This window comes from Massilia sp. GCM10023247 (assembly GCF_042653325.1).
In the GTDB taxonomy this organism is placed as follows: Bacteria; Pseudomonadota; Gammaproteobacteria; order Burkholderiales; family Burkholderiaceae_D; genus Telluria.
In genome coordinates, this window is record NZ_JBHSIB010000021.1 from 64,619 (window position 1) to 84,726 (window position 20,108).

The window sequence follows — 20,108 nt, forward strand, 5'->3', positions numbered from 1 at the left end:
GGAGACATATCATGATCGTTTTTGGTGTAGCACTTCTTGCATTTTGCACATTGGCCGGCCTGTTCATCGGCGACGTGCTTGGGGTCATGCTCGGCGTAAAAGCGAATGTCGGCGGTGTCGGCTTCGCCATGCTGCTGCTGCTCTTTCTGACCGACATGGCCAAGCGGCGCGGCATGCTGGTGCCGGCGTCCGAGCAGGGCATCGGCTTCTGGACCGCCATGTACATCCCGGTCGTGGTGGCCATGGCGGCGCAGCAGAATGTGGTTGGCGCCCTGAAAGGCGGCCCGGCTGCCCTGCTCGCCGGCGTCCTGGCCACCGTCATCTGCTTCGCGCTGGTCCCGCTCGTCGCCCTGATCGGCAAGTCCGATTCCGTCGCGGCGGCTCCCGCTGCCGGCGCCACCAGCGCGCGTTGAAAGGAGAGCGACCATGGACTCGATTGACAACATCCTGATCAGCGTGCTGACCAAGAACGGCCTCCTGACTGCCTTCGCGGTGGTCGGGTTGACGATGTGGATTTCCTATTTCCTGTCGGCGCGCCTGACGCGCGGCCACCTGCACGGTTCGGCCCTGGCGATCATGATCGGCCTGCTCCTGGCCTACATGGCCGGTACCGCGACCGGCGGAACCAAGGGCGTGGTGGACCTCAAGCTCCTGAGCGGCATGGGCCTGCTGGGCGGCGCCATGCTGCGCGACTTCGCGATCGTCTCGACCGCCTACGGCGCCAGCCTGTCCGACATGCGCCGTTGCGGCGTGAGCGGCATCGTCGCCCTGTTCCTTGGCGTGATCCTGTCCTTCGTGGTCGGCGCCGCCGTAGCCTATGCCTTCGGCTACACCGACGTGGTCAGCATGACGACCATCGGCGCCGGTGCGGTCACGTATATCGTCGGGCCGGTGACGGGCGCTGCCCTTGGCGCCAGTTCCGACGTCATGGCCCTCAGCATCGCGACCGGCCTGGTCAAGTCGGTGCTGGTGATGGTGGGCGCGCCCTTCTTTGCCAAAGCCATTGGCCTGGACAACCCGCGCACTGCGATGGTGTACGGCGGCATGATGGGCACGACCAGCGGCGTGTGCGGCAGCCTGGCGGCGATCGACCCCAAGCTGGTGCCCTACGGTGCGATGACCTCGACCTTCTATACCGGGCTGGGTTGCCTGATGGGGCCGTCGGTGCTGTTTTTTGCCACCAAGGCACTGTTCGCCTGAAATGCAAACCCTTGTGTCCATGCAAGCGGCCACCACGGGCCGCCCCGCATCCGGCTTCCGGCCGCACGACCTGCTCTGGGTCGGCGACTGGGACGCTTTCCAGGCCGAGGGCGATGTCCCGGCCTGGGTGCGGGCGGCGCAAGACCGGGGCAGCCCGGTCGTCGTGCGGCGGGCGCGAACCGGCAGCCCCGCCCTGCTGCCCGTCGGCTTGCGCGGCAGCACGCGCAGCGAGCGGCTCGGCGGCCAACTGCAGCGGGCAGCGGTGCTGGCGCACGCCAGCCCCGAAGCCCTCCTGCACAGCCCGGCCCGGCGCGTGCTGCTCGCGTCGGGCGCCGGGCCGATCCTCGACGCGCTGGACCGGATCGCGGCGCCGCTGGCCGAAGCCGGCCTGGCCTGGGGACCAACCGGCAGCCTCGGCTTTGCCCTGGCGACCGGCTGGCCGGTACTGCACGAGGCCAGCGATATCGACCTGCTGGTACGCGTCCCGCTGCCGCTGAGCGCCAGCCAGGCCGGTCTGCTGCGGGCGGCGTGCGACGCCGGCGCATGGCGTGTCGACCTGCAGGTCGATACCGGCCGCGGCGGTTTCTCCTTCGCCGAATGGACCAGGAACGGCGGCCGGGTCCTGCTCAAGACCGACGCGGGGCCGCGCATGACGGACCACCCCTGGCACCCGGCCGGCCCGCTTGGGATCACCGGCGAGGACGCGGCATGAGCGTGATGTTGACCTTCCCCGGGCAGGGATCGCAGCGGGCCGGCATGCTGCACCGTTTGCCGGACCACCCCGAGGCGGCGCGCACGCTCGCCGAGGCCGGCGCGGTACTCGGGACCGATCCGCTCGCGCTCGACACCCCCGGCGCCCTGGCGTCCAGCAGGGCGGTCCAGCTGTGCCTGCTGGTCGCCGGTGTGGCGATGGCGCGCACCCTGACCGCACTGGGCGCACGGCCGGCAATGGTGGCCGGGCTGTCGATCGGCGCATTCCCGGCGGCGGTCGTCGCCGGCGCGCTCGATTATGCCGACGCGGTCGCACTGGTGGCGCGGCGCGGCAAGCTCATGGATGACGCGTATCCGGTTGGGCACGGCATGGCTGCCATCGTCGGCCTGGGCCAGCAGCAAGTCGAGGCGCTGATTGCGCAAGTCCATGCAAGAGACAACCCCGTCTACCTGGCCAACCTCAACGCGCCGCAACAATTCGTGATTTCGGGCGCCGACAGCGCGCTCGAAGCCGTTGCCGCGCTGGCGCGCGCCCAGGGAGCGAGCAAGGCGGAACGGCTGGCGGTGAGCGTTCCCTCGCACTGCGAACTGTTCGACCAGGCGGCCGAAGACATGCGGGCGGCCTTCGCCGGGGTCGAACTGCGCAGGCCGCGTATCATATTCCTCAGCAGCAGCGCAGCGCGCAGGCTGTCCGATCCGGAGCGCATTGCCGAAGACCTGGCAACGAACATGGCGCGCCAGGTGCATTGGGCCGAGACCGCCCGGCTGGCATGGGAGCGCGGCGCCCGCCTTGCGGTGGAAATGCCGAGCGGCCTGACGCTGACCAGCCTGACCGCTCCGCTATTCAGCGAGGGCGTCGCGATCGGCTGCGACAACACGCCGCTCGAGACGATCCTGGCGCTGGGCGAGCGCTTTACCCGTTCCTGAAACGCGTCAACCCAGGATCTCCCGCGTTATGCCGGAAAGTGCTTCAGGTCTCCGCTATCCACTCGAGCAGGTCGGTCACACCGACATCCACGCCCGCCTGCGACAACAGCGTCGTTGCCTGGCCGCGGTGATGGGTCTGGTGGTTGAAAAAGTGGAGCAGCAGGCTGCCGAACGGCTTGCGGCAGTCGCCTAGCGCGTTGCGGTAAGCAAGCGGCTGCGCCAGGTCGGCATCGGATACCTCTGCCGCCAGCGCTTCGATGATCGCATCGAGGCGCACACGATGGTCGCGCAGCACGCCCAGGTCGGCGCTATGGATATGGGCAAGCCCGGCCGGTGGCGCGATCCCGGCCATTGCCTTCAAGGACGAGAAATTTGCCGGATGCCCCATGAAGCGGCGCAGCCAGATCGTGTCGCCCGCGGCCAGGTGGTTGAGGGTGCCGATCACGGAGCCGAAAAAGGCGCCGCGGTCGGCGTTCAGCACGGCCGCCGGCAAGGTCGCCGCGGCGCCGTACAGCCGGCTGTTCATGGCTGCGTTATAAGTCGCCAGTAATGCAATGTCGTCACGGCTCGGCATGTTCGATCGGCTTTTCTGGTGGAGGGGAAGATACCGGTTCGGCTTGTGGCCGGCGCAGCCATCCAGTGTACGGGGTCAGTTGCCCTTATGGCAAGAGCGCGCAGGCCGGCACGCCGCGCCGGCCGCACCGATGCGTCCGGCACACAGCGCACGTGCGCCCATGGCCATCGCTCGCGCATCGCGCTACACTGGTCCCACACCAGTTCATGTGGGGGTGCGCAATGGCCGGCTTACCGATGTTCCCCGCACGCGGCGACGCCGTATTCCCTGCGCGCGCGCCCTGTTTCCCGTGACTGCCATGCCTCCCCTCGACCAGGCTCAACTGGCGCAGTTGCGCGCCGCGCTCGAGGCGCGCCTGGCAGCGCTGGCGGGTGTGGCCGCGCCGCAAGGCGCCAATGCCGAGCGCGACCTGCCCGTCTCGGAAATCGAAACCTCGCCCGCCGACAAGGCCACGGTACGCCTGCTCAACGATCTCGCGCTCGAGGCCGCCGGACACAACGCGGCCCAGATGCAGGTGCTGCGCTACGCGCTGTCCAAGTTCGAGGACGGCAGCTACGGCCTGTGCGAGGAATGCGGCGAGGACATCGGTTTTTCGCGCCTGCAGGCACGCCCCGAAGCGCGCCTGTGCATTACCTGCCAGACGCGCCTGGAAAAACGCTAGCAGCGCTAGCGCATGTGCTGGCCGCCGTTGATGGCGATGTCGGCGCCGGTCACGAAGCCGGCGAGCTCCGAGCACAGATAAGCGACCAGCGCCGCCACTTCGCCAGGCTCGCCCAGCCGGCCGACCGGAATCTGCGGCAGGATTTTGGAGCGCATCACCTCTTCCGGCACGGCCTCGACCATTTTGGTGCGCAGGTAGCCCGGCGACACCGTGTTGACGGTGATCCCGTGGCGCGCCGTTTCCAGCGCCAGCGCCTTGGTGAACCCGTGCATCCCGGCCTTGGCCGCGGCATAGTTGGCCTGGCCGAAGGCGCCGGCATTGGCGTTGACCGAGGAAATATTGATGATGCGGCCCCAGCGCTGCGTGATCATTGGCTCGATCGCGCGGCGGCTCAGGTGGAATACGCTGTCGAGGTTGGTGCGCAGCACCGCATGCCAGTCTTCCAGGCTCATCTTGCGCAGGCTGCGGTCGCGCGTGATGCCGGCGTTGTTGACCAGCACGTCGAGCCGGCCCTGCTCGGCCAGCAGGGCGTCCATCATCGTCCCGCAGGCGGCGTCGTCGCAGACATCGAGGCGGTAGGCCGCGAAGCGGTAGCCCTCGTCGCGCCGGGCGGACAGCCAGGCTTCGGGCGTGGCGTTGCCGGGCGAATAGGTGAGCGCGACCGTGAAGCCGGCGTCATGCAGGCGCCGGCAGAGTGCCGTACCGAGTCCACCCATGCCGCCAGTTACCAGAGCAACTTTTTTCTTCTCCATGTTCTTCCCCTGTCGAACGGCCAAGGCGGCCGAAAGCGACAAGTCTAGAAGTCCGGCTCTGGATATCTTTGACATGGATCAATGTTTAGGGCGAACGAAAGAACCCGCCGGCGGCAGGCCGCAGGCGGGACGGACTTGCTTTAACACAAAACCGGGTCAGGCGATGACGTCGGGCGGGCTGGAGGCGTCGAAATCGGCCCAGTCGCCATTGACGATATTGCCGCGGGCGCGCTCGATCTGGAAGGCGCCGAGCCGGCGCAACAGGTCGACCGCCCGGCTTTCGAGACCGGCGTCGTCGAAGGCGACGGCCACCAGCATGCCGGCCTTGCGGACTTCGAGCGGCGCCTGGCCGCCGGCCTCGTGCTCGCCGGCTTCCTTCATTTTCGAAAAGCTGAACAGCGAGCCGACGTGGGCGCCCAGCAGGCCGCCGACGATCGGGCCGGCCGGGCCGGTGACCGGCGAGGTGGCCGCGCCGACCACGGCCCCGACCGCGCCACCGGTGGCGCTGCCCTGCACCAGGCCGACCGGCGCTTCCTTGGCGCCCGGCGACTGGATGTGGTCGCCGCCGATCGGCGTCATGTCGTGCTGGCCCGGCTGGCTCAGGTAAAAGGCGCTGATGCGTTCCTGGGCAAAGCCGGCCTCGCCCAGCGCGCGGCGTGCCGCGTCGACTTCTTCCTGCGTCTGGAAATGCCCTGCAATAATGGTGGACATGGAGCTCTCCTGCATCGATGGTTAGTCGCAAGGATGCGCCTGCTGGACAGTGGCATCTGTACGCAAACGCACGCAGTCTATTGCCACTGGCCGTAGGCGCCGGCGCTCCAGGACGGTTCCTCGGGCGCGGCCTGCCAGTGGCGCGGATCGACCCGGTAGTACTTCAGGAATTCCTCGTAGAGCGCCGGGTGGCGGCTGGCCAGGCGATGCGGCTGCTCGAAGAAGGCCTCGGTCGCCACCGCGAAGAATTCGGCGGGGTCGGTCGCGCCATAATGGTCGAGCACGCCCTCGCGGCCGAACCAGGCGTCCTCGCGCAGCGCGGCAAAGTCGCGCGAGAGCACTTCCGACCAGCTGCGGTAACGCTCGGGGCTGCCCAGGTAAGGGGCGCCGTTGGTGGCGCCCGACTCGCTGTCGAGCTGGTGGGCGAATTCGTGCAGCACCACGTTGTGCGTCGGCGGCTCGAGCATGCCGGCGCGCCGCACGTGGTCCCAGGACAGGATCACGCGGCCGTCGCCCCAGGATTCGCCCAGCAGGTCCTGGCGCTCCTCGGTCACCACGCCGGCCGCGTCGACCTGGCGCCGCGGCGCCAGGAAGGCGCCGGGGTAGACCAGCACCGCGTCCAGGGTCGGGTAGACGGCGTCGCCGCGCGTGCCCATCAGCAACAGGCAGGCCTGGCCGGCGATCGTCAGGCGCATCTCGTCGGTGATCTCGAGGCCGCCGCAGCCGACAAAGGTTTTTTGGTGCAGGAAGTGCCGTACCAGGCGCTCGAGGCGCGCGCGCGCTGCCGCGTCCATGGCGGCATACTGCTCGACATTGCGCTCGAGTAGTGCCAGTTCGTGCGGCTGGAGCGGGCGCGCCAGGGCCCGCCGCAGCCGCCAGCGCGGCACCGCCCAGGCCAGCAGGCCCAGGGCGCCCAGCAGGGAGAGCGTCAGCACCGCTTCCATGCATCCTCCCCTATCGCCGCGGCCGTCATCCGCGCGCCGCGGCCAGGTGTGATTCCAACTCGTCGGCGCCGCCGATCAAGCGCCCGCCGATGAAGACCTGTGGCCAGGTCATGTGTCCGGTGACCGCGCGCAGCACGCTGGTGTTGATCTTCTGGGACTGCGCAATCTCGGTGTAGCGCAGGCCGTGCTCGGCCAGCAGTGCCTTGACGCGCGCGCAGAACGGGCAGCCGGCGCGCGCGAACACGACGATCGGGTCGGGCGCGCGGGCATCCGGGTTAATGTGGCGCAGCATCGTATCGGCGTCCGACACCTCGAAGGGGTCGCCCTCGACCTCCGGTTCGACGAAGATTTTTTCGATGACGCCATCGCGCACCAGCATCGAATAGCGCCAGGAGCGCATGCCGAAGCCGAGCTCGCGCTTATCGACCAGCATCCCCATGCCCCGCGCGAAATCGCCGTTGCCGTCGGGGACGAAGGTGATGTCCGACGCATCCTGGCCCTGCTTCCATTCGTCCATCACGAAAGCGTCGTTGACCGACATGCACACGATGTCGTCGACACCGTTGTCGCGCAACACGCCGGCCAATTCGTTATAGCGCGGCAGGTGGGTCGACGAGCAGGTCGGCGTATAGGCGCCCGGCAGCGAGAACACGACCACCGTTTTGCCCTTGAACAGTTCATCGGTCGTCAGGTCGCGCCAGCCATTCTCGTGGCGCGTCTTGAACGACACTTGCGGTACCGGCTTTCCTTCCAGCGATTCGGCATGAGGCAACATGAAAACTCCTTCGAAAGTGAGAACGCGGCGCAGGGCCGCACTCGCCCGCAGGTGGGGCCTGTTGCCGGCTTTTCAATGTTGCGCTGGAGGGCACGGGCTTGCGCCACGATGCGCCAGCCTTGTGCTCCTTGCGTGCTCGCTTGGATGCTGGTTAACGGCAAACGCCGCGCAGTGCGCGGCGTTTGCGTGACGACAGCGATCGTCGGTGACGGAAGCATCTGGCGGGTCTCCACCGCCGCGCGCCTCCGGTAGCAGGTTCGCCTTACTTGGCGACCTGGCCAGGCGCCGGCCCGAACAGGGCGGCGACCAGCGGATCGCGGGTGACCGGGCTGCGGTTCACGCGGATCGCGTAATGGGTGTCGTCGGCCAGGATGTGGAAATGACGGCCGCTGCCTGCCATGCTCTGCTCGCGCAGGCCTGGACGCTCCTTGCGCGGGGCAACGCCTTCGCGCTTGGGCTGGCAGATCGCAGCGAGGAAGGCCTTGACGCGTTCCTGGTCGGGGCAGATCTGGTAGACGGCCTTGCCGAGGTAGGTGGCGGTGCCTTCGATGTAGCGGGCCAGTTCGATGACGCCGGCTTCGCGCAGGTCGCGGATGTACTTGCGGGCGCCGGACGGCGAGAATTTCAGGAACCATGCGATCTCGTCGGCGAGCATCTCATGGGTCGACAATTCGTTGATCAGCTTTTGCATGTTCTCGATCCGACGCTGCGTAGCAGAGGTCGACCGCACACGTTCGATCGGCGCGAGGGAAATCGGCGCACGTTCGGTTGGTTGTGGCGGGACGCGTTCGATCAGCGCTGAGTTGCTGGAAGTGTGCACTGCGCCGATGTCGCCTTGCACCGCGTTGTGATGAGTCGTTGCATGCATGTTGGTAACTCCAAATTGAAAGAGAGACTGGTGGTCCGGGTCGCTGTAGGTTGTCTGACAGGCTGACAACACCTCGGGTTCCGCTTAACTGACCGCATCATCGCTTGCATCAGATAGGCCGGTCTGTGCGCCAGCCCACATTGGCAAAATTCCGCGTAGCATTTTTTTCAGACATTTGCTTTGGCAAAAAACTAACGTGCGCGCTATAAAACGACGTTTTGTCTCATTAACACAACACCGGCTCGCGTATTCTTTTTGCATAAAACGACCAGGTCAGCATGCCATTTTTCACACCCTCTATATAGAGGCCTTTTGCTGGCTAATCGACATTGTTGCTTTTTTGTCACTCAGCAGTAAACCTGAGTGCGCTAGCGCACCGACCCTCCGGAACCCCGGCTCGTATTCTTCACTCCAACATCACTGTCAAGGCAACGATGTCACCCACCCTTTCAACCTATGGGAGTTACCTGTGAACAATACGAAGAAAATCGCCCTGGCCGTCGCCATGCTGTGCGCTGCCGGCACCGCGCTGGCCCAAGAGATCAACCCGTCCTGGTATGTCCAGCCGAGCGTTGTCGGCATGAAGCCTGACGCCAACTTCGGCGTCAGCGATCGTGACTGGGGCGGCGGCCTGAAGTTCGGTAAGGCCGTGCACCCGTACTGGGACCTGCAGGTTGGCGCCTCCCACGTGCGCGCCGAAGAAGGCGCGGCGCGTTACCGCCAGACCCTGGTGGGCATCGACGCGCTGCTGATGCTGTCGCGCCAGAATATTCGTCCGTTCATTCTCTTCGGTATCGGCGCAGAGCGCGACAAGGTTGAAAACCCGCTCCGCCGCGTGAGCAAGAACTCCCCATACGCCACCCTGGGCGTCGGTGTCCAGGCTTCGCTGACCCCGCAGCTGTCGCTGCAGGCCGACGTCCGTTCGGTGCGCGGCTTCCTGCGCCACGAAGAACTGTATGGCTTCAAGCAGAGCAACAACAAATACGTGACCGTCGGCCTGAACTACGCGTTCAACCCGCCGCCAGCACCGCCGGCGCCGGTGATTGCCCCTGCCCCGGTCGCCGAAGCACCGGCCCCTGCACCGGAACCGGCGCCAGCCCCGGTCGCTCCACCGGCGCGCTTCGAAAAGATCACCCTGTCGGCCACCGAACTGTTCGCCTTCGACAGCGCCAACCTGAACCCGAACCAGCCACGCCTGGACGACATCGCGAAAGCCCTGCAGGCCGACCCGAGCATCACCAACGTCGACATCACCGGCTATGCGGACCGCCTGGGCTCGGAAAAGTACAACCTGAAGCTGTCGGAGCGCCGCGCCAATGCCGTGCGTGACTACCTGGTCGGCAAGGGCGTCGACGCCAGCCGCCTGAACGCCATCGGCAAGGGCGAAGCCAACCCGGTCGTGACCTGCACCGAGAAGAACCGTGCGGCCCTGATCAAGTGCCTCGAACCGAACCGCCGTGTGGAAGTCGAACAAATCACCATCGAAAAGCGCGTGCAGTAAGCAGCGCTGACGGATCCCGCTAACGGCGCCCTGGGGCAGGCCCGCAGGCCTGGCCCAGGGCGGGCATCTGCAGCTGGGAATCACGTCCAGCAACACAAAAAGGGGCCACGTGCCCCTTTTCTTTTTCCGGAGAATCGGTATGGCTATAAATCAATGGTTCCCCTATTCCAGACAGGTGATCCACATCCTGAAATGCGCGGTCACCGAATGGTTCGCGCACCGGGCCTCCAGCAAGGGCGCGGCACTGGCCTTCTATACGCTGTTTTCGCTGGCGCCGATCCTGGTGCTCGTGATTGCGGTGGCCGGATTTTTCTACGGCGCGGAAGCGGCGCAGGGACAGCTGTTCGCCGAGTTGCGCGGACTGGTCGGCGCCGAGGGCGCGGCAGCGATCCAGTCGGTGCTGGCCGGCGCCCAGAACAAGGAAACGGGTTTGTGGGCGACCATCATCGCAACCGTCCTGCTGCTGGTCGGTGCCACCACCGTCTTCGCCGAGCTGAAGGATAGCCTCGACGAAATCTGGGACGTGCCGGCGCCCGAGGACGCGAGCTTCTGGGACACGGTGCGCACCCGCGTCCTGTCCTTCGGCCTGATCCTGGTGCTGGGCTTCCTGCTGATGGTGTCGCTGGTCGTCAGCGCCGCCCTCGCCGTCGTGGAGAAGTATTTCACCGGAATGTGGAGCGAAGCGACCGTCGTCATGGGCTGGATCTCGTCCGGCATCAGTTTCCTCGTGATCGCCACCCTGTTCGGCGTGATCTACAAGCTGCTGCCGCGTATCAAACTGTCCTGGCGCGACGTGACCGTGGGCGCCCTCGGCACCGCCGCCATGTTCACGCTGGGGAAATATGCGATCGGGCTCTACATCGGCAACAGCGGCGCCGCCAGCAGTTTCGGCGCCGCCGGCTCGCTGATCGCCCTGCTGCTGTGGGTGTACTACTCGGCCCAGATCTTTTTCCTCGGCGCCGAGTTCGCACGGCAGTACGCGCTGCAGTTGGGCAGCCTGCGCCACAAGCCGGACCATGAGACCGGTGCCAAGAACGTCAAGCGCATGGCCTGAGCCACTTGTCCCTGCATGACAAAACGGCGCGGATGATCCGCGCCGTTTTCATGTCGTAGGGTGGAGCGGGCGGCGAACCGCTCCCGGCCCCACGCGAAAAGCCGCCCGCCACCTGCGCGCTTTCGCCCCCTACTCCCCCAACAACTCCGCCACCACTTCCATCCCCTCGACGCGCTCGGCCACGACCTTCAGCACCACGACCACGGGCACGCCCAGCAGCAGGCCCCACATGCCCCACAGCCAGCCCCAGAACAGCAGGCTGACAAACACGGCGGCAGGGTTCATTTTCGCGATCTTGCCGGTCATCCAGGTAGTGACGACCATGCCGACCAGGGTGGCGATGCCCATCGAGGCGCCCGCCACCAGGATCACCATGCGCAGCGATTCGAATTGCAGGAAGGCGACCAGCCCGGTTGCGGTCGTGATCAGGAGCGGGCCGAAATACGGCATGACGTGCGCGATGCCGGCAAAGATCGCCCAGGCGCCGGCGTTTTCCAGCCCGATCGCGCGCAGCGTCACCCACATCAGCAGCGCCAGCAGGATGTTAGTGACCAGCAGCATGAACATGTAATTCTGGATCGAGGTGTTGATGTCCTCGAGGATGTGGACGGTCACCTTCTTGCGTGTCAGCGAAGGCCCGGTCAGCTTGACCAGCTTGCGCTTGAAGGTGTCGCCCGCCAGCAGCAGGAAGAACACGAGGAACAGCACCATGGTGGCCTGGGTCAGGAAGGTGGCCAGGCCGACCGAACCGGCCAGCAGCCAGTCGGTGATGCGAAACACCGGCGACTGCGGCTGCGACAGGGTCGGGCGGCGCTGGATCAGGCGCGCATCCTTGTTCTGGCCGACACTGGCGGTCGCCTGTTCGATCTCGGCGGCGGCCTTGCGCATTTGTTCGATGGTCGAGACCTGTCCGGACGCCGTCTTGGCCAGCAGCCGGGTGACCTTCTGGGTGAGCGTCGGCAGCTCGTCGATGATGTTCAGGAATTCGTCCTGGAGCCGGACCATGGTGGCGCCCAATCCCCCGATGAGGATGGCGGTGACGAGCGTGGCGCCGATGACGCGCTTGATGTGCAGGCGCTCGAGCCAGCGCACGACCGGGCTCAGGGTATAAGCGATGAAGATGCCGAGCAGGAGCGGCACGAAGAATTTTTGCGCCCACTGGAGGGCGAAGACGAAGGCCACGGTAGCCAGGATGCCGAGCGAGAGTCCGCGGGCGTTGACGTGGATCGGTAGCCGCAGGCCGCCTGAGTGCAGGTTGAGGTCGTCGCCCGTCTCCGGAAGCAAGTCGGGAGCGACGGCGCCGGCCACGATGGCCGGCGCTGCCTCTGGGGCGGCGGAATTGTTCGGCTCGGCTGGTGCCGAGCCAGGACTGGCGAGACGCATGTGTTTGCCAAATAAAGGTCGCCGGACCGCCGCCCGGCCAAGGGATTACTTCACGCGAATGTCGTTCTTGACCGATGTTACACCCTTCACGCCACGCGCGATCTCGACGGCGCGCTGGGCATCGGCTGGCTGCGCCACGAAGCCCGACAGCTGCACGTCGCCCTTGAAGGTTTCGACGTTGATCTCGGTCGCTTTCACGGTCGGATCGGCCGCGAACGCGGTCTTCACCTTGGCCGTGATGACGCTGTCGTCGACGTACTCGCCGGCGCTGGTCTGCGTTGGGGTCGAAGCGCAGCCGACCATGGCGAATGCGAGGGCGCCGGTGAACACGGCGGTAGCGATGCGTTGGGTGATCTTCATGATGTATCCCTTTCTGTTGTTGATAAAGTCAAGTGCTGCTCAGTGGTTGCTAGTGGTTGCTCAGTGGTTTCCCTGGTGAGCGGATCCGGTACGTCACTTGCCGTACGCGGTTTTTGCGGCGTTGACACACTGGTCTTTCACCGCGCCGGCAAACGCGTCGCACTTTTCGAGCGCGACGCGGTATTCCGCCGTCAGTTTGTCTTCACGCGCATCGGTGCGCGCTTCGATCATCTTGCGATCCGCCCTGGCATCGGCCTGGGCGGCAATCAATGTCGCCTTGGCCTGCTTCATGCAGACGTCGCGCTCGTTGCCGGTGACGGCGCCGCAACGCGCCTTGTCGCGTCCGTAGTAGGCGTCGGCGATGCGCATGCGCGCCTGGGTATAGGCCTTCAGGGTGTTCTTGTAAGCGGCGCCCGCTTCTTCCTCGACCCGGACGCGCTCGGCCTTGGCCTCGGCCAGGCACACCTCGCGCGGATTGCCGGTAACGGTATCGCAACGGGCGCGCGCCGCCTTGAAGGCGCTCGCAGCAGCGTCGCGTGCCGTGTGGTAGGCAGTCTTCGCATCCGTTACGGCCTGTGCGCGGGCATGCCCGGACCACAGCAAGGCCGCTCCAATGACCAGCAGCGCATGTATTTTTTGCATTTTTGTCGCCATGCTTTTGTTCTCCAATTGTCAACACGCTAACGATGTTGTACGCCGATCGCAGGTCGACTTCTGTTCGCTGTCGAACACAACAGCGCGATGTGCGCATCGAATATCAAATTAGCAACTCATCGTGCGTCATCGCACAGACCCAGGTCGAGCGCCGTCCTATTCTTGATTCACATCTTTTGCCAGGAGAACAATATGAAAGCTACCCGTACCCTCGCCGCTGTGGTCGCAGCTGGTGCCCTGATTTCGGGCTGCGCCAGCTCGCCCTCCTACAACAACGGCGGCTATGCCAGCGGCGGTTATGCCGGCGGCTACAACAACACCGCATCGACCGGCTACGGCACCATCGAATCGATCCAGGTGACCCAGGCCGATGCCCGCACCAGTGGCGCCGGCGCCGTCGTCGGCGGGCTGGTCGGTGCCCTGGCGGGCAACCAGGTCGGCAGCGGCAGCGGCCGGACCGCGGCAACCGTGGCGGGCGGGGTCGCCGGTGCCGCGATCGGCAACAGCGTCGAACGCAACCGCGCTGCCGGCGGCCAGGAGATGTATCAGGTCAATGTGCGCATGGATAACGGCGAATACCGCACCGTGGTCCAGGACAGCGTGTATGACCTGCGCGTGGGTAACCGCGTGCGCGTGGTCGACGGCCGCGTCTACCGCTACTGATGCACGGCCCGCACGACGGCGGCAGGCCGCACGCGCAGCAATCGCGCGGCCGGCCTGCCGCCGGCGCATGGACGAATACCTTGTCGACGGGCCGGCTCTTGCCGGCCCGTTGCCATGATTGGGAGGCGAACATGGAAGCTCGACTCGATTGGAAACGAAGCCTGGCGGCCTGCCTGCTGGCCGGCGCCTGCGCGGCTGCACCCGGCGTGCAGGCACAGCAAGCCGGGAGCGACGCGACGGTATCCCCGGCGGCGTCGGCGAAGCAGGCGCGCGAAGTCGCCGGCGCCGACCCGGTGCGCTGGTACCAGGAGGATGCGAACGGCGCCCAGCGCATGCGCACCCGGCAGAAAGAGATCGGCGCCGCGCTCGACGAGGCGAAAAGGGCCTGCCGCCAGGGACCGGCCAGCGATCGCCAAGCCTGCCTGAAGGCAGCCCGGGAAAACTGGGAAAAGGAAATGAATCTGCTGCGCGCGGAAGCGCCGGCACAGCCGGCCATGTAAGGCCGGACCGCCGGCTACAGGCACATAAAAAGACGGCGTCCAATCAATGATTGCGACGCCGCTCAAGCCCCACCATATTCTGTACTGCCCCGCGCTCGGCGCCTTGCTCCCAGCGCCACACCGCGGTCATGTCCGGCACTCAAGCACTCGAGCGCTTAAACACGCAAGCACTTAAACACGCAAGCACTCAAGCACCTGAGCAAACCAGGCAGCGCATGCTGCGCCGCCGGTACGCAGGCGCAGCGCCACGCCCTCGATGCCAACGGGGCGCTGGCCACCAGGCCGCACGCCCCGACCCAAGCGGCGGCGCAATCGCGCTGTCGGATCATGCTGCGATCACAGCTCGCCGCGCTGCGCACGCTTGCGCTTCATGAACCAGCCCACCACGGCCATCAGCACGGTGCCGGCCACGACCTGCTTGCCCATCCGGCGCTGGCGCACGAAGTTGAATGCACCCAGCGCATAAGGCATCAGCACCGAGACGCTGGTGCCCGTAGGTTTCAGCAGAGCATCAGCCCGTGCCCGCAGTGCCCAAGTCGCGTGGTCCAGAGCAGAATGTAGCATGACTTCGGGCCGCGCGCCGTGCTTTACCTGCGCCTTGGCGTACGTGACGCCGGCGCGGTAGAACTCGCCCTCGCGCTTGAGCTCTGCCATGCGCAAGACCGGATCGCGGCTGTGCTTGTGGCCGGCCAGGCCGGTCGGCTCGTCCTTGTGCGTGTGTTTTTCCATGTTCCCTCCCCTGTATGGGCGCCGCTCAGAGCAACGCGTCGCGGTCGTGCCGCAGTTCGTTCATCGTTTCAGGGAAGGCGAGCTTGCCCTGCTTGAGCATGGCCAGTCCCCGCATCACGAGTACGACCGTAATGACCAGGAACACCAGGAACATTACCAGCAGGATCTTCCAGCCCCAGGAGTCCCAGGCCAGCGCCACGATGGTCGCGGTGCCGTAGGCCACGGCGAACCAGACGGCCAGGATCGCGCCGGCAAACAGCGCCAGCAGTTCGATCACATGGTTGCGCACTTCCGACAACTCGAGCGCCGCCAGTTCCACGCGCGACACGATGAGGCCGAACAGGTTCTTGGCCAGGCCGGATATCCCGCCCATGAGTCCGGGCCCATGCACGACGGTTTCGGTCTTTTCCATGGTGTTCTCCGGCGCTAATTATTTACGACCAAGAAAGATGCCGACCAGCAGGCCGACGCTCGCTGCGGCAGCGACGGTGCGCCACGGGTTGTCTTTAACGTAGACATCGGCGGTCTGGGCCAGTTCCTTGCTCTTCACGACAGCTTGACCCTGGTACTGGCTGGCCTTGCCCATCGCCCGGTCCAGCAGTTCCATGCCGCGCGCACGCAGTTCGTCCGCCTTGTCGCCGGTCAGCGACGTGGCGGCAGTCAGCAGTGCCTGGGCATCCTTGACCAGCAGCTTCATGTCGGCGCTGGCGTTCTGGAGGCCGGTGTCGAGCGAGCGGGCGCTGCCGCGGGTGGTGGTGTCTAGCATGATGAACTCCTGTTGTTGGTGTTGGTGTGGTGATTGCTACAGTCGTGAAATCAGGGAACCAGGAAGTCGCGCAGGTCGTCCGCGTGCTCTTCCTCGACGGCGAGGATCTCGACCAGCATCTGGCGCGTGGTCGGGTCCTTGTCGCCGATCGCCACGATCATCTGGCGGTAGGATTCGATCGCGACGCGCTCGGCGATCAGGTCGGCGCGCACCATTGCCTGCGTGTCTTCCGACTCGTCGTATTCGGCGTGCGAGCGCGCCGTCAGCGTGGCCGGGTTGAAGTTCGGCGAACCGTTGAGCTGCACGATGCGCTCGGCGATGCGGTCGGCGTGCTCCTGCTCCTGCTGGGCGTGTTCGAGGAACTCCGCCTTCAGTTCGCCATTGCCGGGGCCGCCGACGGTGTAGTAGTGGCGCTTGTAGCGCAGCACGCACAGCAGTTCGGTGGCAAGCGCATCGTTGAGCATCGCGATGACCGCCTCGCGGTCAGCCTGGTAGCCGGCGGTGACGGCACCGTCGTCCAGGTTGGCTGCTGCGCGGCGGATCGCCTCGACGTCGAAGCCATGTGCCAACGACGTTTTGTTCTGTTCCATGACGTTTCCTTAAAAGTTCAAAGTAATGCGGTCAGCGTCCTGCCGTGCGCGGCGGAATCGGATTGCCGTCGTTCGACAAGACGATCTCGACACGGCGGTTCAGCTGGCGGTTGGCGGCGGTATCGTTCGGCGCGACCGGGAAGGTTTCGCCATACGCGCGGGTGGCAATGCGCTGGCGCTCCACGCCCATGCTGCTCAGTGCGCTCGCGACGGCGTTCGCGCGGCGCTGCGACAGGTCCTGGTTGAAGCTCGCGCTGCCGGTGCTGTCGGTAAACCCTTCGACCAGCACGGTACGCTCCGGGTTCTGCCCCAGGACGTCGGCGAGCTTGCGCAAGCTCGACAACCCGTTCGGCGTCAGGTCGGCCTTGCCGGTGGCGAACAGCACGTCGCCGATGGTGACGATCATGCCGCGCTCGGTCTTCTTCGCCTGCAACTCGGCCATCATGGCTTCGAGCTTGGCGGTGCGCTCGGCCATCATCCGGGCCTGGTCCTGGGCGGTCGCGGCCTGCTGCTGGGCGGCGGCGGCGGCGGCCTGGGCTGCTTCCGCCTCGCGCTTGGCACGCTCGGCTTCGGCGGTGCGGGCTTCCAGCTGCACTTCGGTGCGCTGGCGCGACGCGTCGGCGATATTCGCCTCGGCGGCCTTGGCACGTGCCACTTCCTGGGCGGTGGCGATCTTCTGCTTGGCCACATAGGCGAGGCGATCGATGTCTTCCAGGCTTTCCTTCTTCGCGGCAGCGGCATTCGCGGCATTCAGGGCGTCGCTGGCCTGCTTGAACTCGATCGGCGCATAGCTCGACACCTGCGGGTTGTTATTCGCGGCGACGAAATCGGCGCGTGCCTGGTCGAGGGTCGGCGTGGTGGTCGGGACGGTGCTGCAGGCAGCGAGCGCGATGGCGCTGGCAAATACGGCCGATTTGAAGAATGGTGCTTTCATGATCTTGCCCTCCGGTGGCGCCATGTAGGCGCATAGGTATTTTTTGACGAGCGGAATGGAGACAGGTCAGCGACGGGGCCGCGCCTGTCCGCCACCGCTGGCGGCGGACAGGCGCTGCTGCGTACTGCGCTTACTGGGTGTTCGCGCGGTCGACTTCCTGGCGCAGCACGCGCAGGTCTTCGTTGAGCGCGTTCGAGGCGGCGGTCGCCTTGGCCGAGTTGGCCTTGCTCTGGGCCAGCTGGGCATCGGCTTGCGCCTGCATCGCCAGTTCGCGCGCCAGCTTGTAGTCCTTCGCCGCGAGCGCCTCGTTGGCGCGCATCATCTTGGCGCGCGCCGCCGTGATCTCGGCCGGGGCCAGGTCGGCCGCGCCGGCCTGGACCGCGTTGGCGACGGCATTGCGCGAAACGGCCACGTCGGCCGTGGCCGGCGCCTTCTGGCTCGAGCAGGCGCTCAATGCCAGAACGGCGGCCACGGCCGCTGCCTGGGCCAGGCCGTTCCTTGGGCGAATTGCTTTCATATCATTTCTCCTGGGATGTTAGGAAGTTGTAGAAGTTATAAACCTGTTATGGGTCCAGTTCGGTACGCTGCCGCACATTGACCGCCGTTCGCGGCGCTCGCGCGCCGCTCATCCTTGGCAGCGTGCGGCATCGCACATTGATGACGCGAAGCTTTGCGCTAAGCTGGGCGCACGACCGAACCCCACGAAGGATCGCCATGTCCGATACTGCACCCCAGGACCGCAAGCAGGACCAACGGAGCGGCCACAAGAAAAAAATCCTCTTCGGCGTCCTCGCCACCCTCATCGCGATTCCCGTCATCGCCGTCATTTTTATCCTTACTTTCGATTGGAACAAGGCCAGGCCCTGGCTCAACGCGAAAGTCAGCGAAGCGATCGAGCGCCCGTTCGCCATCCGCGGCAACCTCGCCGTGCAATGGGAAATCCCGGCGCGCCGCATGGCGCCGGCCGACCGCCACCTGCGCGACTGGCTGCCCTGGCCGCACCTGATCGCCAACGACGTCCATGTCGGCAATCCGGCGCACATGAAGCAGGCCGACATGGCGCGCGTGCGCCAGTTCTCGTTTTCGCTCAATCCCTTCGGCCTGCTGCACCACACCATCGGCATTCCCGTGCTGCGCTTCGACTCGCCGTACGTGGAACTGCAGCGCACCGACAGCACCCACTACAACTGGGTCTACAAGAAGAAGGACACCGAATCGAAGTGGAAGCTCGACCTCGAGCGGGTGGTGCTGACCGACGGCGTGCTGCGCGTCGTCGACGCCGTCACCAAGGCCGACGTCACGGCCCAGGTGCGTACGCTCGACAAGGATCCGAAATACGGGGTCGGCTTCAAGGTCACTGGAAGCTATAACGGCGCCCCCGTCACCGGCGGCGGCAAGGTCGGGCAGGTGCTGTCGCTGAAGGACCAGAACACGCCCTACCCGGTCCAGGCCGAGCTGCGCAGCGGGCCGGCCCGCATCGCCGTCGAGGGCACCGTCACCAGCCCGGCCAAGCTGAAGGCGGTCGACCTGCAGCTCGAACTGGCCGGGCGCAGCATGGCGCGGCTGTACAACTTCACCAGGATCACGCTGCCCGAGACCCCGGCCTTCTCGACCTCAGGCCACCTGAAGGGCGAACTCGACCGCGAGCATGGGCGCTGGACCTACGACAACTTCAAGGGCAAGGTCGGCTCGAGCGACATCGGCGGCAAGCTGGTGTTCGAGGGCGGCGAGCCGCGTCCCAAGCTGAGCGGCAACGTGGCGACGCGCCAGCTGGTGTTCTCCGACCTCGGCCCGCTGATCGGCGGCGACTCCAACGAAAGCAAGCGCGAGCGCGGCGTCGAAGCGGTCCAGCCCGGCGGCAAGGTGTTGCCGGTCGAGGAATTCCGCACCGAGCGCTGGAAGGCGATCGACGCCGACGTGCGCTACACGGCCGAGCGCATCATCCGCAAGAAGACACTGCCCATCTCCAAGCTCTCGACCCACCTGATCATGAAGGACGGCGTCATCACCCTCGCCCCGCTCGACTTCGGCGTGGCCGGCGGCACCCTGCGCTCGACCATCCGCCTGGACGGCAGCGGCGACCAGGGCAAGAACACGATCCGCGCCACGGCCAAGGCGAGCGCGCGCCAGATCCAGATCAAGCAGCTGTTCCCGACCATCGAGAAGATGCAGGCGACGGTGGGCACGCTCAGCGGCGACGCCCAGCTGTCGGCCACCGGCACCTCGGTCGCCTCCCTCCTCGGCTCGTCCAATGGCGAAGTCAAGGCGCTGGTCAACCAGGGCACGATCAGCAAGATGCTGCTCGAGGAGATGGGCCTGAACGTGGGCAACATCATCGTCACCAAGCTGTTCGGCGACAAACAAGTTCAGATCAATTGCCTGGCAGCGGACTTCGACGTCAACAAGGGCGTGATGCAATCGCAGGTCTTCGTCGTCGACACGGAAGAGGCCATCATCCGCGTCGACGGCACGATCAGCCTGGCAAACGAACAGATGAACCTGACGATCCGCCCGGACACCAAGGCGCTGCGCCTGTTTACGCTGCGTGCGCCCCTGTATGTGCGGGGCCCGTTCAGCAAGCCGGACGTGTCGGTCGACAAGGGCGTGCTGGCCCTGAAGGCGGGCGGCGCCGCCGTGCTGGCAGCCGCCGCCGCGCCGGTTGCCGCACTCCTTCCCCTCATCAATACCGGTCCGGGCGAAACCAGTGGTTGCGGCCGCCTGGTCGCGCTGGCCAAACAAAAACCGACCGCACCGCCTCCGGGCAAGACAAAAACCCGCTGATCCCCGCACGGATGAGCAAACCTGCCGCAGTGTGTGTTGTCGAACAGACTCTGCATGACGCGCGGCGTAG

The 20,108-nt window shown here is 66.0% G+C and carries 25 protein-coding genes; 10 read left to right on the forward strand and 15 right to left on the reverse strand.

Annotated features, from left to right (window positions below; genetic code table 11):
* The first annotated feature begins 11 nt into the window (after nt 1-11).
* The 4 genes from madL to mdcH are packed head-to-tail and all read left to right on the forward strand — an operon-like array spanning nt 12 to nt 2,838.
* Nucleotides 12-413 (forward strand): malonate transporter subunit MadL, encoded by a 402-nt coding sequence (madL, locus tag ACFPAH_RS16450; RefSeq protein WP_379747433.1) that lies wholly within the window; start codon nt 12-14, stop codon nt 411-413.
* Between the two features lie 13 nt (nt 414-426).
* Nucleotides 427-1,200, forward strand: coding sequence for a malonate transporter subunit MadM (gene madM, locus ACFPAH_RS16455; RefSeq protein WP_379747435.1), 774 nt, complete (start codon nt 427-429; stop codon nt 1,198-1,200).
* 19 nt (nt 1,201-1,219) lie between these two features.
* Nucleotides 1,220-1,912, forward strand: coding sequence for a malonate decarboxylase holo-ACP synthase (locus ACFPAH_RS16460; protein ID WP_379747557.1), 693 nt, complete (start codon nt 1,220-1,222; stop codon nt 1,910-1,912).
* Nucleotides 1,909-2,838 carry a malonate decarboxylase subunit epsilon gene (gene mdcH, locus ACFPAH_RS16465; protein ID WP_379747437.1) on the forward strand — a complete coding sequence of 310 codons (930 nt, stop codon included), beginning with the start codon at nt 1,909-1,911 and terminating at the stop codon, nt 2,836-2,838. Before ACFPAH_RS16460 ends, mdcH begins: the two co-directional genes overlap by 4 nt.
* Nucleotides 2,839-2,881: 43 nt before the next feature.
* On the opposite strand, the gene ACFPAH_RS16470 is transcribed toward mdcH, so the two are convergent.
* Entirely contained in the window at nt 2,882-3,412 is a 531-nt protein-coding gene (locus tag ACFPAH_RS16470; protein WP_379747439.1) for a DinB family protein, read from the reverse strand.
* Between the two features lie 298 nt (nt 3,413-3,710).
* Here ACFPAH_RS16470 and ACFPAH_RS16475 point away from each other — a divergent pair, with 298 nt between their 5' ends.
* Nucleotides 3,711-4,073 (forward strand): TraR/DksA family transcriptional regulator, encoded by a 363-nt coding sequence (locus tag ACFPAH_RS16475; protein WP_379747441.1) that lies wholly within the window; start codon nt 3,711-3,713, stop codon nt 4,071-4,073.
* Nucleotides 4,074-4,078: 5 nt separating this feature from the next.
* Here the strand turns inward: ACFPAH_RS16475 and phbB are convergent, their stop codons facing one another.
* The 5 genes from phbB to ACFPAH_RS16500 form a co-directional block, all read right to left on the reverse strand.
* Entirely contained in the window at nt 4,079-4,825 is a 747-nt protein-coding gene (gene phbB, locus ACFPAH_RS16480; RefSeq protein WP_379747443.1) for an acetoacetyl-CoA reductase, read from the reverse strand.
* Nucleotides 4,826-4,981: 156 nt separating this feature from the next.
* Nucleotides 4,982-5,536, reverse strand: a complete 555-nt coding sequence (locus ACFPAH_RS16485) for a hypothetical protein (protein ID WP_379747446.1) — start codon at nt 5,534-5,536, stop codon at nt 4,982-4,984.
* Between the two features lie 77 nt (nt 5,537-5,613).
* Nucleotides 5,614-6,480 carry a zinc-dependent peptidase gene (locus tag ACFPAH_RS16490; protein ID WP_379747448.1) on the reverse strand — a complete coding sequence of 289 codons (867 nt, stop codon included), beginning with the start codon at nt 6,478-6,480 and terminating at the stop codon, nt 5,614-5,616.
* Nucleotides 6,481-6,505: 25 nt separating this feature from the next.
* Nucleotides 6,506-7,255 (reverse strand): glutathione peroxidase, encoded by a 750-nt coding sequence (locus tag ACFPAH_RS16495; protein ID WP_379747450.1) that lies wholly within the window; start codon nt 7,253-7,255, stop codon nt 6,506-6,508.
* A gap of 262 nt (nt 7,256-7,517) precedes the next feature.
* Nucleotides 7,518-8,123, reverse strand: coding sequence for a winged helix-turn-helix domain-containing protein (locus ACFPAH_RS16500; RefSeq protein WP_379747452.1), 606 nt, complete (start codon nt 8,121-8,123; stop codon nt 7,518-7,520).
* A gap of 469 nt (nt 8,124-8,592) precedes the next feature.
* Between ACFPAH_RS16500 and ACFPAH_RS16505 the strand changes: the two genes are divergently transcribed.
* Nucleotides 8,593-9,624, forward strand: a complete 1,032-nt coding sequence (locus tag ACFPAH_RS16505) for an OmpA family protein (protein ID WP_379747454.1) — start codon at nt 8,593-8,595, stop codon at nt 9,622-9,624.
* Between the two features lie 139 nt (nt 9,625-9,763).
* Nucleotides 9,764-10,678, forward strand: coding sequence for a YihY/virulence factor BrkB family protein (locus tag ACFPAH_RS16510; protein WP_379747456.1), 915 nt, complete (start codon nt 9,764-9,766; stop codon nt 10,676-10,678).
* 129 nt (nt 10,679-10,807) lie between these two features.
* Here ACFPAH_RS16510 and ACFPAH_RS16515 read toward each other — a convergent pair whose 3' ends face one another.
* From ACFPAH_RS16515 to ACFPAH_RS16525, 3 genes are all read right to left on the reverse strand, one after another.
* On the reverse strand, nt 10,808-12,061 hold the full coding sequence (locus tag ACFPAH_RS16515; protein WP_379747458.1) for an AI-2E family transporter: 1,254 nt from the start codon (nt 12,059-12,061) through the stop codon (nt 10,808-10,810).
* A 45-nt stretch (nt 12,062-12,106) separates the two neighbouring features.
* Nucleotides 12,107-12,421: a BON domain-containing protein gene (locus tag ACFPAH_RS16520; RefSeq protein ID WP_379747460.1), complete on the reverse strand. Its 315-nt coding sequence runs from the start codon at nt 12,419-12,421 to the stop codon at nt 12,107-12,109.
* 93 nt (nt 12,422-12,514) lie between these two features.
* A complete protein-coding gene (locus ACFPAH_RS16525) occupies nt 12,515-13,063 on the reverse strand; it encodes a hypothetical protein (protein ID WP_379747462.1) in 549 nt (182 codons plus the stop codon).
* 204 nt (nt 13,064-13,267) lie between these two features.
* On the opposite strand from ACFPAH_RS16525, the gene ACFPAH_RS16530 reads away from it, so the two are divergent.
* Nucleotides 13,268-13,738, forward strand: a complete 471-nt coding sequence (locus tag ACFPAH_RS16530) for a glycine zipper 2TM domain-containing protein (RefSeq protein ID WP_379747464.1) — start codon at nt 13,268-13,270, stop codon at nt 13,736-13,738.
* Between the two features lie 131 nt (nt 13,739-13,869).
* Nucleotides 13,870-14,238 carry a hypothetical protein gene (locus ACFPAH_RS16535; protein ID WP_379747466.1) on the forward strand — a complete coding sequence of 123 codons (369 nt, stop codon included), beginning with the start codon at nt 13,870-13,872 and terminating at the stop codon, nt 14,236-14,238.
* A gap of 336 nt (nt 14,239-14,574) precedes the next feature.
* On the opposite strand, the gene ACFPAH_RS16540 is transcribed toward ACFPAH_RS16535, so the two are convergent.
* The 6 genes from ACFPAH_RS16540 to ACFPAH_RS16565 all read right to left on the reverse strand — a co-directional run bounded on the left by ACFPAH_RS16540 (nt 14,575) and on the right by ACFPAH_RS16565 (nt 17,774).
* On the reverse strand, nt 14,575-14,967 hold the full coding sequence (locus tag ACFPAH_RS16540) for a hypothetical protein (RefSeq protein WP_379747468.1): 393 nt from the start codon (nt 14,965-14,967) through the stop codon (nt 14,575-14,577).
* Between the two features lie 25 nt (nt 14,968-14,992).
* On the reverse strand, nt 14,993-15,379 hold the full coding sequence (locus ACFPAH_RS16545; protein ID WP_379747470.1) for a phage holin family protein: 387 nt from the start codon (nt 15,377-15,379) through the stop codon (nt 14,993-14,995).
* Nucleotides 15,380-15,397: 18 nt separating this feature from the next.
* Nucleotides 15,398-15,733 (reverse strand): DUF883 family protein, encoded by a 336-nt coding sequence (locus ACFPAH_RS16550; protein WP_379747472.1) that lies wholly within the window; start codon nt 15,731-15,733, stop codon nt 15,398-15,400.
* A gap of 50 nt (nt 15,734-15,783) precedes the next feature.
* Entirely contained in the window at nt 15,784-16,323 is a 540-nt protein-coding gene (locus ACFPAH_RS16555; protein ID WP_379747474.1) for a ferritin-like domain-containing protein, read from the reverse strand.
* A gap of 31 nt (nt 16,324-16,354) precedes the next feature.
* The gene (locus tag ACFPAH_RS16560) at nt 16,355-17,257 is read right to left on the reverse strand and encodes an OmpA family protein (RefSeq protein ID WP_379747476.1); all 903 of its coding nucleotides are present in this window, start codon (nt 17,255-17,257) and stop codon (nt 16,355-16,357) included.
* A 130-nt stretch (nt 17,258-17,387) separates the two neighbouring features.
* Nucleotides 17,388-17,774: a DUF4398 domain-containing protein gene (locus ACFPAH_RS16565; RefSeq protein ID WP_379747478.1), complete on the reverse strand. Its 387-nt coding sequence runs from the start codon at nt 17,772-17,774 to the stop codon at nt 17,388-17,390.
* A 197-nt stretch (nt 17,775-17,971) separates the two neighbouring features.
* On the opposite strand from ACFPAH_RS16565, the gene ACFPAH_RS16570 reads away from it, so the two are divergent.
* On the forward strand, nt 17,972-20,038 hold the full coding sequence (locus tag ACFPAH_RS16570) for an AsmA family protein (protein ID WP_379747480.1): 2,067 nt from the start codon (nt 17,972-17,974) through the stop codon (nt 20,036-20,038).
* Nucleotides 20,039-20,108: the final 70 nt, after the last annotated feature.